Source organism: Novosphingobium sp. SG919 (assembly GCF_012932495.1).
Classification (GTDB): domain Bacteria; phylum Pseudomonadota; class Alphaproteobacteria; order Sphingomonadales; family Sphingomonadaceae; genus Novosphingobium; species Novosphingobium rhizosphaerae.
This window is the reverse complement of the sequence record NZ_JABCNG010000001.1, coordinates 937,495-950,843: the sequence shown is the minus strand read 5'-3', so window position 1 is coordinate 950,843 and position 13,349 is coordinate 937,495. Positions and strand designations below refer to the sequence as shown.

The following is a 13,349-nucleotide window of genomic DNA, read 5'->3' as shown; positions in this document are numbered from 1 at the left end:
TCCCGAAGGGACACCTGTCCCATTTCAGAACAACCAACCGTATATAAACATAGGGAAATTTGACGCAGCGCAACGAAACGCAGCCAGCTCAAGGCGGCCTGCGCTCACCAATTCGGCTCAGATTGTTAAATCAGACAGCCTTGCTCTGCGGCTGCATGCGCGCCTGGTAGTCGCGAAACATGATGTCGAAAGGCTGGGGCTTGCTCAGGTAATACCCCTGCGCATGGTCGCATCCCAAGGCGGCGAGCAATTGGAACGTCGCCTCGTCCTCAATCCCTTCGGCCACCACCGCCTGCCCGAGAGCATGCGCAAGACCAATGGTGCTGGTGATAATCGCCCGGTCACGGTCACTGGTCAGCAAGCGCGAAACAAAACGCCGATCGATCTTCAACTCATCGCTCGGCAGGTCGGCCAGATAGGCAAGACTCGCCTCACCCGTGCCGAAGTCGTCAATCGACAGGCGGAAACCCAGGTCGCGAAGGCGCGAGAGGTTGCGGACGGCATCAGCGCGATTGTTCATGCCTGACGTCTCGGTGATCTCGATGGTCAGCAGACTGGGATTGATACCGCGCCGGGTCACGATCTCACGAAAGTTTCCGACCAGATCAGGCTTGTCGACCATTTGGCCCGAAAGGTTGATGCTCATCTGGAAACGCGGCCCAAGGGCATTCACGGCCTGCGCCGCCGTAATGGCCTCTTCAAGCACCCAATACGTCAGCGCGTCGATCCGTCCTGCCCGCTCTGCCTGCAGGATAAAAGCATCCGGTGCGATGAACCCGCGCGTCGGGTGATTCCAACGGATCAGGGCTTCCGCGCCCGAGACGCGCCCGGTGCGGTAATCCCACTGCGGCTGGAACGCCAGCCAGATGTCGCCATTGCGCAGGCCTTCGTCGATGCGCGCGTGCAGCGAAAGCTCCCATGGCGCTTCAGCGAGTCGATGCGCCTCGAAAACCTCCACGGGTCGCCCGTTGCTCAACGCATCGTTCGCGCTCGCGAGGGCCGAATTCACGCGCGTCAACGCGTCCAAGCCTTCGTTGCGGTCCAACCCGAAGTGAATGTTGGTATCAAACGTGTGCGTGCCGATTTGCAATGGCGCCGAAAACAGCGCGCGCAAACCTTCCAGGTGGCTCAATTGCACATCGATCGGCCGTGCCTCTTCCGCCCAGGCGAAATGGCCGCCGTCGCCGTGAAAGATTTGCCCAGCCCCTGACCCAACCGACAGCCGACGTGCAATTTGGTTGGCGCATTCGCCATGAAGGTCGCGCGGCAACGTCGCGAGAATTTCCTCGTAGCGTGCGACAACCGCGACGATTACATCGCGGCCGACGTCGATTGGATGAGACGACAGTGCAAGGAAGTTGGGAAGGCCCGACGTGCTGGTGTGCTGGATCCGCCGCGTTCGTCGCTGCCAGAGCCGGATGGCTCCATATATGCCCATGAATGTCAGCGCGACATCGGGATGGATCACGAGACCGATGAACCGAATGGTGATCGGCAAGAAGATCAGGATCACCATCAAGGCGACGTAAGCAGCATTCTTAGCAGCACGGCGTTGCATGCGCCTGGCCAAGAGCACGGTTCCCACCGCCAGCATCAGCAAGGGCAAGAACGAGAGATCGGCGTTCAGCGGCCGCTTCAGCCCTTCCGCGCCGGCGATGTCCAGCGAGACGGGCGGCTTGATACCGTGGCCAAGGTATCGCATGGGCGCGATGCCGTTCGATGCCGTGATGATAACCGTCCGCCCTGACAGCAGGCCCGCGGTATAGGAATGTTCCAGCAGCGTGCGCGCGCTGATCTGCTTGATGGTGCTGGGATCGACCGTGAAATCGGGATAAAACGTGCCGTCCGGCACAGACTTCACACCCGCCAGCGCTGCGGACAATGCAGGATACGACCTGCCGCCGATTTCCACGGCGTAAGGTGCGGACACGGCGGCGTGGATGAAATTGTCGTTCCACGAAGACACGTAGATCGGATGCGTGCCGGCAATCTCGGGCGCCGGAAACGTGAAGGCGCCCTTGTCCTTGCGGTTCGCCTCGCTTGCACGCGCGACGAACGCGATGTCGGTACCATAGCTATCGATGATCGATTTCAGTTGCCTGTCACCGTCGGCGTCGAGCCCGTAGGGGATGCGCAGATCGACGAACACCTGCATCGGCATCTGCCGCCGCACGCCTTCGAGCACGCGGGCTTCGGTAGCGGTGTCGAGTTCGGGCATCCCATCCACGGAAACGACCACTACCGAAGAGGGCGCAGGCCGCGTCACGAAGTGAAAGGCAGTGTTCCAATATACGTGGCGGGGAATGTCCGTGATGCCCAAAAGGGGCAGCCAAAGCGCCAGGCTCAGCAGCAGCGATATTCCGATCGGGGATCGCAGAAAGTTTCGCATGGACCATCGGCGCAGTTGGGTTACCTAACTGAGCTAGTCCGAAATGGTTTAGATCACCTTACCGTTTACCATCGGTGGTAACGCGCAAGGCCCTAGGCCCGGGGTAAGGCTATGGTGCCAAAGAGCTATCCAGCCGGGCCAGGCTGCGATCGAGCATCAGCAACTGCCACAGGACGCGGCTGTTGTCGGCCCTTCCGGCAATATGCGATTCGGCCAGGGCGGCCATGCGTTGCGCATCGAACCAGCCCGTGCGCGCCAGCGCGCCACCGTGGGCAACGCCGCGTGCCGCGCTCGCCAATGGCCCGCGCAGCCAGGCCGCGATCGGGGTGACGAAGCCCATCTTGGGCCGGAACAGCACATCGTCGGGCAAGTAGCGGCGCATGGTCTGCTTCATCAGCCATTTGCCGGTGGCTCCATGCACCCGCATGGTTTCGGGCAGGCGCGCGGCGAATTCGATCAGGCGGTGGTCAAGCAACGGCTCGCGCGCTTCCAGGCTCACGGCCATGCTCGTGCGGTCCACCTTGGTCAGGATGTCGCCGGGCAGCATGAACTTGAGATCGGCATATTGCGCGCGGTCCAGCCCGCTTTGCGCCGGGGCGCCGCGCATCAGCGCCACCAGCGGCTCCTCGGCGCGGTAATCGCCGCGCAGCCGCGCAAATTCGGGGGAATAGAGCGCCGCACGCGCCTCGGGCGCGGTCACCGCCAGAGCGCGGGCATAGCCCACCTCGCCATCCTGAGCCAGGCTCTGGAACGTGGCCTTGGCGCGCAGCGGGCGCGGCGCCCAGTCCGCCTTGGGATAGAGCCGGCCCAGCGCGCCGAACACCGGGCGGCGCAGGCCGGCGGGCAAAAGCGCGCGCGCCTGCTCTTCGCGATGATGGAACACCTGGCGGCGATAGCCGGCAAAGGCCTCGTCCGCGCCATCGCCCGACAGCGCCACCGTCACATGGCTGCGCGCCAGTTCGCACACCCGGAAGGTGGGCAGCGCCGAAGCATCGGCAAAGGGCTCGTCAAACATCGCGACCAGCCGGTCAACGAGTTGGAAATCGTCGGCAGAAACCGTACGCGCATGATGCTGCGTGGCAAAGCGCTGCGCCACCGCGCCCGCCCAGCTGGTTTCATCGAGCGCGGCCACGTCAAACCCGATCGCGCATGTCTTGACCGGGTCGCGGCTCGCCTCGGCCATCAGCGCCACCACGGTGGAACTGTCCACCCCACCCGACAGGAATGCGCCCAGCGGCACATCGGCCGCCATGCGCGACGTGACCGCCTTGCGCAGGCGGTGCAGCAGGTGCGCTTCCAGGTCCTTTTCGCTGGCGCGGTCACGCTCGGCAAACGACACGTCCCACCACTGCACCGGTGCCGGTGGCGGGGCATCGTGGCGCAGCAGGCGATAATGCCCCGCTGGCAGTTTCTCCACCCCGCCCAGGATCGAGCGGCTATCGGGCACGAAGCCCCAGGCCAGATAGTCTTCCACCGCCAGCGGATCGAGCGTGCGGCGCAGCATGGGATGGGCAAGCAACTGCTTGAGTTCCGATCCGAAGATCACGCTGCCGTCAGCAAGCGTGGCCATGTGCAGCGGCTTCACCCCCAACCGGTCGCGGGCCAGCAGCAGGGTGCGTGCGCGCAAGTCGTAAAGGGCAAAGGCAAACATGCCGTTGAACCGCGCCAGGCAGTCCACGCCCCAATGCTGCCAGGCGGCCAGGATCACTTCGCTGTCGCCGTCGGTGCGGAACCGCGCGCCGAGCGCGACCAGTTCGCGGCGCAAGTCCTGGTAGTTATAGATCTCGCCATTGAACACGAGCATGGCCGCGCCATCGGCACTGGCCATGGGCTGGGGCGATCCGGCCAGGTCGATGATCGACAGGCGGCGGTGGCCCAGGCCCACGCCGGGCGCGGTCCACACCCCATCGCCATCGGGGCCGCGATGCGCGATCACGTCGCCCATGGCGCGCAAGCGCACCGGATCGACCGGCTTCATCCCCTGGGTGTGAAAAATCCCCGCAATGCCGCACATGCCGTGAAAACCAGCCCCTTATTGCCCGCGCGAAATGGTGTCGATCCAGCGGTCGAGCGGCCCGGCGGAGGCCACGAAGGCGGCCAGTGCCGGCGCTGCCGGTGCATTGGCCTTGTCCTCGCTCGACAGGATCAGCGTGGCCGTGGTCCGCGGACGCAGCAAGAGCCGGTCGGCGATGTTCCACAGCTTGAGATGGATATTGCTGCCACCCAGCCAGCCATCGGTGCGATACCAGGTCAGCGCCAGGCGATGGACCGGGCCGGGGGCCTGGATCATGTCACCCTTGGCTCCTTCCAGCGCCGGAGCGGGCTTTTCCCAGGCCCAGCCGCTGCCCGGCGGCACGGCGCCTTCGCCAAAACCGCCCGCCTCGCGCCCCTCGCCCTGCCCAGCATAGAGCGCGAATGACACATCGACCACATGGCCCTGCCCATCGGCAAAGCGGCCCAGCAGGCGATGATCGGCGCCCTGGTGACGCGGCTGCCATGGCCAGGCCGGCGGCGTTGCCACACGGTGCCACCCCGGCACGGCCGGCAGGTCGATCCGCGCCGGCAGGGGTGCAGCCAGCCGGCCCGCCGCCTCTCCCCATAAAACGAAGCCCAGCGCCAGGGCCACGAGCCCGGCCAGCACCACACCCTGCCCCAGGCGCGCCCGTGCCAGCCGGGCAAGGCGCGCGTCGGCCAGGATCACGGCGGCCCGCACCGGCGGATCGTCGCGCCCACGATCGAAAAAGCGCCAGCCGGCCAGCATCGTCAGTGCCATGACCACGGCAAAGAACACCCAGCCGTAAAATATATGGTCAAACCCGGCGGCGAACTGGATGCCCAGCTTGCCCGCCAGCACGATCGTGCCCCAGGCGCGCACCCCGTTGGCCAGCACCGGCACCACCAGCGCCAGCACCATGAACCCGGCGCGGCGCGGCCAGCTACGAAAGCAGACCTGGCAGACCAGCACGCCATAGGCGACCATGGCGATCAGGAACTTCACGCCCGAACAGGCTTCGGCCACTTTGAAATAGCCCGCCGGCGTGGTGATGAACACGCCATCGAGCGTCGCAGGAATGCCCACCACATGCAGCAGCGCCATGACGATACGCGCCGTCACCAGCTGCAACATCGGCACCAGTTCATCGCCGAACGGCACCAGGAACAGCATGTAAGCCAGGGGAAACAGCAAGGCCGCCCCCACGCGCGGCCCCATCAGTGCGAGCAGGCTGGCCTGGAGCATCAACACGCAGGCTGTCTGCGTCACCAGCGAAAAACCGGCGAAATCGCCCAGCATCCACAGGAACGCAGCCCCGGCAAACAGCACCAGCCCCGGCCACCAGCCCTGCGGCGCGATCTGGCGCAAGGCGGCCCAGCGCAGCGACACCAGCCAGGCCAGGATCAAGGGCACCAGCAGGATGTGGCTATAGGTGGAACTCTCCCACCACTGCCCCGCCATCGCCGCCCAATCGGCATGGAACAGCGCGATCAGCCCCAGCCAGCACAGCGCCAGAATGGCCCAAGGCCCAAGATCCTCCCCCACACCGTGGGGGAGGTGGCGGGCCACAGGCCCGACGGAGGGGGCATTGGGCACTCCCCCCCCTCCACCACCGGCGGTCCCCCTCCCCCGCTTTGCGGGAGAGGATCTGGTAAAAATATCAAGCCGCACGGCGGCCAAACCGGCGATCGAGGCCAACCAACGCGGGCAATGGCGCCAGCACGCGATCCCATCCGCATTGCGCGATCACGAAAGCGCGCGCCGCACGGCCCAGCGCATCGGCGCGGATCGTGTCGGACAGCAGCCCAACCGCGCGCGCGGCCAGTTCCTCGCTGGCGGCCGGCGAAATGGCAAATTCGCGCCCATCCGTCGCCGCGATTCCGGTGGCGGCCTCTGGTGTCAGCAATACGGGCCGCGCCATGGCCATGGCTTCGAGCACCTTGTTCTGCACCCCGCGCGCCAGCGTCAGCGGCACGACGACCAGGTCTGCCCCGGCCAGCCAGAGGCGCACATCGGCCACGGCGCCGGTCACGCGGGTGCCGTTCACGCCATCGAGCGCCTGGACGGCGGGCGTGGGCGCGCGGCCCACCACGTTGAATTCGGCACGGGGAAACCGCCCCCGGATCAGGGGCATGACCTGGCGGGCGAAGGAAATCACCGCGTCCACATTGGGCGGATAGTCCATCTGCCCGGTAAACACGATCTGCGGCCCGGCCATAACCATCTGCGGCGCAATGGGAATGCCGGCCGGATCGAAATAGGCGGTGTCGATGCCATTGCCCAGGCTGCGCACGTCGGGCATGGCCCCGCGCCCCAGGCGGCTGCGAAACAGCGCGGCTTCCGCCTCGCTCACCAAAAGGCTGGTCGTGGCCCGGCGCGCAATGCGCGCTTCATAGCGACGCAGCAGCCAGGCTTCGCGCGCATAGACGGGCGCAGCCAGGCCGGGGCGCCGGGCATATTGGCCGAACTTGGCCGAATCCACGTCGACGAAATCCATCACCACGCGGCCAGTGAAACCGGCGGGCACATATTGCGCCATCTGCCCGGAAAACACGAAGATCGTGGTGATCGGCCGGCTTGCCAGGGTCCGCTTCACGTAGCGCGCCAGCTTGCCGTTGGAAAAGGCGGCCAGGCTGATTGGCCGGCCGCCCAGCAGCGCCGCCAGCCCCGCGCTCGCCAGCGATCCCCGCCGCCGCACCAGGCAATGGCTGGCCGCCACCGCCGCCAGTTCGCCCTCGTGCGCCATGTCCTGCGCGTCGTCGGCCAGGCATGCCACATGCACCGGCGCCAGCGCGGCCAGGTCCTTGAGAATGTGGTGCGAGCGGATCTTGTCGCCGCGATCGGGCGGAAACGGGATGCGATGCGCGATGAACAGGATTTCGCCCATGTCAGGCCAGCCCGCGCGCGATGATCGGCCCGATCAGGTTGGCCAGTGGCAACGGCAGTTTCTGCCACAGACGGATCTTGGCCTGGTAGCGCGGGCTGAGCGGATTCACGTCGCGCGGCGCCTGGCCGTCGGCGGTCCAGTGCGCATAAGACAGCGGCTGGGGCACGAAACCCCAGTTGCGCTTGAAGTGATAGGCCCCCGAATCCACCTTGGACCGCCCGAAATCGAAGCGATCCATGCCGCGCCCGCGCGCGTGGTTCATCAGCGCATAATACATCACGTCGTTGGCGCGCAGGGCGCGTGCCGCCAGCACGCCCCCGCCCCAATAGGGCATGACCGCGCCGCCGTGATAAAGGCTGAGCACGCTGGCCACCGGTTGCCCCGCGTGCAGCACGGTCAGGATATCGGCATCCTGGCCAAAGGCATCGAGTACGCGGGCAAACAGCCGGCGCGGAAACACCGGCGTGCCCAGGTTGCGCACGGATTCGCTGTAAACGCGATAGTGCCAGGCGCGGTCCTGCGCGCCATTCCCGGTGCGGATTTCCAGCGGTTGGGCCAGCCCCTTGCGCAGTTCGGCCCGCTGCTTGCGCGGCACGGCCTGCAACTGTGCGGCGTCATCGGCCGCCAACGGCATGACGAAGCCGGCGTGGCTGTCCTGCTTGACGTGCCAACCCGGCGCCTGAGGCAGCACGCCACCGCGCAGTTCGATCGTCGGGCTTTTCAGGCGCTGGGCCAGGTCTTGCGCAGCCGCCACCAGCGCGGGCGCCGCGGCCGCATCGCCCACGATCCCGCCGCCCACGGCAAAGCCGGTGGACACCAGCGCCCGCCCGAACAGTACCGACGAAACCGCATGCAAAGGCAGCGCCGCCACGATCACGCCGGCCTGTTCGGCCAGCAACAGCCGGCTGGCATGGCCGCTGCCCTGCGCCACGGCATCGAGCCAGCGGGGATCGTGAAACACCGATGCGTCGTCGTGCCCGGCCAGGAACCGGTCATAGGCGGCGCGGTCATCCGGCCCGGCCTCGCGCACGGTCGGCGCGCCCAGGCGGAACGGCGCGTTCATGCCGCAGCCGGAAGCGGCGCGGGCGCGCTATCCACCCAGGCGGCTTCACGTGCGGCCAGTTCGTCCATCTGCCCCCAGGCGAAATCACGCACCAACCGCTCCAGCTTGGGCGCCATCACAGCCAGATTGGTGTAATGGCGAAAGCGCGAGCGCCACGGTGCGTCGTTGCGGCGCGGCTGATCGGGATCGATCTCCCAGGGGTGGAAATAGAACGCCGCCGGGCGCCCTGCGGCATTGACCTGGCGGATCGCCCAGCTCGAAACGCCATAGGGCAGCAAGCGGAAGAACCCGCCGCCGCCCGCTGCCATGCGCCGCCCGGCGATTTCCGCGGTGGTCACCGGAATTTCCAACAGCGCGCTATTCGCCAGCGGGCGAAAGGCAAAGCGCGGCGCCTCGCGCCAGCCATAGTGATCGTGCACGATCGGCGCTACCGACGAGGAATAGGCGTAGCCAGCCTGCGCCAGGACATCGTGCGCCCAGGGATTGCGCGCATCGATGGAGAAACTCGGCGCGCGATAGCCGGTCACCGCCTGGCCGCTTGCCTGTTCCAGCGCATCGCGCGCGCGGGCAAGGTCAGCGGCAAAGGCCGCCGGGTCCATGGTGAAGACCCGCTGGTGATCCCAGCCGTGGCTCGCCACCTCATGCCCGGCATCGGCAATGGCGCGCACCAGCGCGGGATGGCGCTGCGCCACCCAGCCCAGCGTGAAGAACGTGGCTTTCACATCGGCCGCGGCAAACATCGCCAGGATCGCGCGGACATTGCGCTCCACCCGCGAATCCAGGCCGTCCCATTGCGCGCGAGCGATGACCTTTTCGAACGCGCCGACCTGGAACCATTCCTCCACGTCGACGGAAAGGCCGTTGATGACAGGCAATGGCATGGCCGCTCTTTCGTTCAGGCCGCGCGCTTGGGGCGGTCGGTTTCGAACCATTCGATCAGCATGGTCAGCACGTGGCGGATCGCCTGCTCCTGCTCGGCCAGGCGATGTTCCAGCACGCCGATGCGCGCGGCGGCATCGCTCAGCGCGGCTTCCAGCGCCGCCGTGCGGGCTTCGCCATCGGCCTGGGCCGCAGCGGCCTGGTCGCCCATCGCGGCGCGCATTTCCGCCACTTCGATCACCGCCTGCTGCAATTCGGCAATCTGCTCGTCGCGGCTGGCCATGGCGGCCTCGATCGCGGCCAGGTCAAAGGCGTGGGTCTGCGTCTGGGACGCGGGCTGCTGCGCCTCGCCCTCGCCGTGGAACGTGTCGGTGGTCAGGCCCAGCGCCTGCGCCGATGCGGCCTGCGGCATGGCGGGCGCGGCTTGCGGGGCCTGTGCTGGTTCGGCAGCGGCTTCCGGCGCCGGTGCCGCGCTGTCGGCAGCCATATCGTCCAGCACGGCGTGGAGCAGCCCGGCCTCGATCCGGTTGGTTTGCTCCAGCGCGCCGGCCAGCAGCACGCGGCTCAAAATCTGGTTGATCCGGCGGGGAATGCCGCCACTGGCGCGGGCGAGATCGGCATAGACGCGCGGCTCAAATGCCGGGTTGCCGTTCCACCCGGCGCGGGCCAGGCGATGCTCCACATAGGGGCCCACTTCATCCGGCTCCATCGGCGCCAGGTGGTGCGTGGCGATCACGCGCTGGCGCAATTGCTCCAGCCGGGGCGAATGCTGCACCAGGGTGCGGAATTCGGGCTGGCCCAGCAGCAGGATCTGCAACAGCGGATGCGCGCCCAACTGGAAGTTGGACAGCATGCGCAGTTCTTCCAGCGCTTCCACGCTCAGGTTCTGCGCTTCGTCCACCACCAGCAGGCAGCGGCGCCCCGCGCGGGCCTCGTCATGCAGGAAGGCTTCGATCCGGGCGAGCGCGGCGGCCTTGTCATGGCCGGCCACATCCAGGCCGAACGCGCGCGCGGCCATGTGCACCAGTTCCTGGCCATCGAGCTTGCTGGTCACGATCTGCGCGGCCGTCAGCTGCGCCGGGTCGATGCTGGCCAGAAGATGCGCCGCCAGGGTGGATTTGCCCGCGCCCACTTCGCCGGTGATGACGATGAAGCCTTCGCTCTGCGCCAGGCCATAGCCCAGGTAGGACAGCGCCTTCTTGTGCGTGGCGCTTTCGAAATAGAAATCCGGATCGGGCGTCAGCTGGAACGGACGGGCCGAAAGGCGGTAGAAATCATCGTACATGGGCGTGTCGCCTCCTGAACCGTCAGAGCGTGTAGCGCAAGCCGATGAGGCCTGTCGCTTCCAATTGGTCCGCAGCCAGATCGCGGCTCACCCCGTCAAGCCCAACCGAAGCCGTTGCGGTGAGACGATCGGCCAGGCGCCGATAGTATGAGGCATAGATGCCATAAGAATTGGTATTGCCCAGCAACGCCGTGCCGCTGTCGTACCAGGCATCGTAGACCGCCACGCTGAAACTCGCGTCGCGGCCCAGCTGGCCCGAAACCCCGCCGGTCACGTACCAGCTCTGGTCAACGGTGCCATTGGCCTGGGCGAGTACGGTGCCCGGCGCGGCAATGAAGCGGCGGCGAACATAGCCCGCGCCCACGCCCAGCCGCAGCCGGCCCATGGCAAAGCCATAGGTCGCGCTCACCCCGCGCTGGCGGAACACCGACGAAGACACCGAAGACAGCGCGCCATTGACACACGATCCACCCGTGGCGCCAATGCCGCAGCCCGAAGCGCCGCCAGTGGCAAAGTCGGTCGGCACTTGCTTCAACGCGTTCGACAAGCTCGATCCGAAGCCCGAAATGCCATCGTAGACCGAGATGTTGAACGAGCTGCGCGTGTTGGGCGCATAGGAAAAGCTGCCGAAATAGGTCGTGCTGTCATAGCGCCGGCCGACGAAGGCCGACAGCGAGGTGCGCCGGCTGGGCCGCCACATCACGCCCACGTCCCAGGTCAGGCCATTGCTGTCATAGGCGATCTGGCGCGGCTTGCTGGTGTCGGTCACATAGCGGCCATCGCTGCCCACCACCGCATTGCCACTGGCATCGCGCAGCGCATCGCGCGAAGAGACGCGGATATGTTCCCAACCCACGTCGCCCACCAGTTGCACCGTGCGGCTGACCGGCAGCGTGGCCTGAAGGCCGACTCGCTTGTCGTCGATGCGCTGGTCCAGATTGGAGATGTCTTCGCGGTCCCACCCGGCGCTGGCGGTCAGGCCCACCGGCAGCACCGTGCCGGCCTTGGTCCCGGCGGAGACTTGCGCCGATTGCACCACCGAATGGTTGAACAGGTCCACGCGCGGCTGCCCGGCGGCGGGCTGGTAGGCATTCTTCTGGGTCAGCTTGGTATAGCCGGCCAGGTAATTGGCATTGATCGCCACTTCGCCCGCGTGCGTGGTCAATGCGGGCCCAGCATAGACCGAATAGACCTGGCTGACCGCATCGTTGACCGACAGCGGATTGAGCGTGGCCGAACCATTCGCCTCCACCCGCGTGCGCGCGGCAAGGCCGCCGGCCTCGATGCTCAGCGTGCGGGGCACGAGCTGGTGCGACACGCGCGCCATGCCCGAAATGGTGTCGGAATCGCCAACCCGCCCTTTTTCCACGAAGCGGCGTTCATAGCGCACCGAAATCTGGCCCTGCGTGCGCCGCCCGGCCAGCGTGGCATCCACCCCGGCCGCCAACGTGGTATAAGTCACCACGTCATTGCCGGGGGTGATCTGCGCCAGCAGGTTCTGCGTCACTTCCAGATAGGGCCGGATCGTGGTGCGCACGCCCGATCCTGCACCGCGCGCGCTGTGCCCGCTGCGCGGCGCGGCGCCCTCTGCGTCAGACGCTGCGGCGCCATCGTCGCTGCCCACCTGATAGGGCAACGATTGCGCCAGGGCCCCCGGCGCAACTGCCAGACCGGACCCGGCCAGCAAGCCGGTGAGGATAATGGAACGAGTGCGTTTCATTCCTTGTATCCATAGTAAGTGCCAAAGCGCCGCCCAGTGGGCGAGAAGCGCGTGCCGTTGAGCAGAAGCTTGATGTCCGCGCAGCCCGAAAGCATGCCCACTGCATCGCGCAGCGCGGCTTCTCCGGTCACGTCGGCGCGCACCACCATCAGCGCCTGGCCCACGTGCATCGCGAGTTCCGATGCGGGCGAAGCGGCCAGCGCGGGCGGGCTGTCGAAAATCACGATGCGGCTGGGCGACTGCGCGGTCAGCCGATCCAGGATGGCGCGGGTGCGCACCGAGGCGAGGTATTCGGTATCGGACCCCGTCTGGTTGCCGGCGGGCAGCACGGACAGGCCCGGAATATCGGTGGGAATGATGCATTCCTCGACCATGACTTCGGGATCGGCCAGCGCATCCATCAGCCCCGGCCCGCCGGGCAGGCCCAGCGTGGACAGCACCGAAGGCTTGGCAAAGTCGGCATCGACCAGCAGGACTTCGTTGTCCTTTTCCGCCGCGATCGACAGCGCCAGGTTTACCGCGCAGAATGTCTTGCCCTCGCCCGGATGGGCCGAGCAGACCAGGATGCGCTCGCCATGGCGGCCGGTGCGCCCGGCGCGCGAATCCGCCGCCGTCAGCAAAAGCTGGCGCTTGACGATGCGGAACTCTTCCAGCAGCGCGCTGACCGGCCCTTCGGGTTCGATCAGGCATTGCTCGCGCAACAGGCGGCGGTCGATCGGCTGGGCCGCTTTCTTGAACCGCTGGCGCGAGGGAATGCCATCGAGCGTCGCGTCGCTTTCCGGCGGCGCGGCCTCGGCGGGGGCCGGAATGAACACTTGCGCCCCTTCCGGCGCAAACGCCGGCGGTTCGGGCACGATCGGGTCTGGCTCAGCCGATTGCGCGGCGACAGGATCCGGCGCAGCAGGCGCTGGCGCGGGTTCGCTGGCCGGCGCAGGCGTGGGCTCGGCAGTGGGTGTGGGCGCCGGCGTCGCGGCGGGCGGTGGCGCTGCCTTGGCGGGCAGCGGCGGCACCGCCGGTGCACGCATGTGCTGGCGGAAATCAAACGTGCCCGCCGCCCGCTCGATCAGCGAGGGGGCCGCGCGGCGCGGGGTTTCCCGGGGCGGCTGGGGCGTATCGCTCTGGTCGGTCATGTC

Annotated in this window: 9 protein-coding genes; all 9 read right to left on the bottom strand. The window is 67.0% G+C overall.

The features are described 5' to 3' along the window. Positions 1-130 precede the first annotated feature (130 nt). Positions 131-2,239 (bottom strand): EAL domain-containing protein, encoded by a 2,109-nt coding sequence (locus tag FHT19_RS24730; protein WP_248290263.1) that lies wholly within the window; start codon positions 2,237-2,239, stop codon positions 131-133. A 259-nt stretch (positions 2,240-2,498) separates the two neighbouring features. Beyond that, the gene (locus FHT19_RS04180) at positions 2,499-4,403 is read right to left on the bottom strand and encodes an XrtA/PEP-CTERM system amidotransferase (protein WP_169474047.1); all 1,905 of its coding nucleotides are present in this window, start codon (positions 4,401-4,403) and stop codon (positions 2,499-2,501) included. 18 nt (positions 4,404-4,421) lie between these two features. Then, complete coding sequence (gene xrtA / locus FHT19_RS04175; protein ID WP_248290262.1) at positions 4,422-5,951, bottom strand: exosortase A; 1,530 nt, start codon at positions 5,949-5,951, stop codon at positions 4,422-4,424. A 91-nt stretch (positions 5,952-6,042) separates the two neighbouring features. After that, on the bottom strand, positions 6,043-7,269 hold the full coding sequence (locus tag FHT19_RS04170) for a TIGR03087 family PEP-CTERM/XrtA system glycosyltransferase (protein WP_169474046.1): 1,227 nt from the start codon (positions 7,267-7,269) through the stop codon (positions 6,043-6,045). A gap of 1 nt (position 7,270) precedes the next feature. Continuing rightward, complete coding sequence (locus FHT19_RS04165) at positions 7,271-8,332, bottom strand: FemAB family XrtA/PEP-CTERM system-associated protein (protein ID WP_169474045.1); 1,062 nt, start codon at positions 8,330-8,332, stop codon at positions 7,271-7,273. After that, entirely contained in the window at positions 8,329-9,213 is an 885-nt protein-coding gene (locus FHT19_RS04160) for an XrtA system polysaccharide deacetylase (RefSeq protein WP_169474044.1), read from the bottom strand. Before FHT19_RS04160 ends, FHT19_RS04165 begins: the two co-directional genes overlap by 4 nt. Positions 9,214-9,227: 14 nt before the next feature. Beyond that, positions 9,228-10,496, bottom strand: coding sequence for an XrtA/PEP-CTERM system-associated ATPase (locus FHT19_RS04155; RefSeq protein ID WP_169474043.1), 1,269 nt, complete (start codon positions 10,494-10,496; stop codon positions 9,228-9,230). A 22-nt stretch (positions 10,497-10,518) separates the two neighbouring features. After that, positions 10,519-12,216, bottom strand: a complete 1,698-nt coding sequence (locus tag FHT19_RS04150) for a preprotein translocase subunit YajC (RefSeq protein WP_169474042.1) — start codon at positions 12,214-12,216, stop codon at positions 10,519-10,521. Continuing rightward, entirely contained in the window at positions 12,213-13,346 is a 1,134-nt protein-coding gene (locus tag FHT19_RS04145) for an AAA family ATPase (protein WP_169474041.1), read from the bottom strand. Before FHT19_RS04145 ends, FHT19_RS04150 begins: the two co-directional genes overlap by 4 nt. Positions 13,347-13,349: the final 3 nt, after the last annotated feature.

Coding starts and splice junctions, on each gene's coding strand:
- FHT19_RS04180 (WP_169474047.1), bottom strand. CDS start 4,403: ATGTGCGGCATTGCGGGGATTTTTCACACCCAGGGGATGAAGCCGGTC.
- FHT19_RS04170 (WP_169474046.1), bottom strand. CDS start 7,269: ATGGGCGAAATCCTGTTCATCGCGCATCGCATCCCGTTTCCGCCCGAT.
- FHT19_RS04165 (WP_169474045.1), bottom strand. CDS start 8,332: ATGAACGCGCCGTTCCGCCTGGGCGCGCCGACCGTGCGCGAGGCCGGG.
- FHT19_RS04160 (WP_169474044.1), bottom strand. CDS start 9,213: ATGCCATTGCCTGTCATCAACGGCCTTTCCGTCGACGTGGAGGAATGG.
- FHT19_RS04155 (WP_169474043.1), bottom strand. CDS start 10,496: ATGTACGATGATTTCTACCGCCTTTCGGCCCGTCCGTTCCAGCTGACG.
- FHT19_RS04150 (WP_169474042.1), bottom strand. CDS start 12,216: ATGAAACGCACTCGTTCCATTATCCTCACCGGCTTGCTGGCCGGGTCC.
- FHT19_RS04145 (WP_169474041.1), bottom strand. CDS start 13,346: ATGACCGACCAGAGCGATACGCCCCAGCCGCCCCGGGAAACCCCGCGC.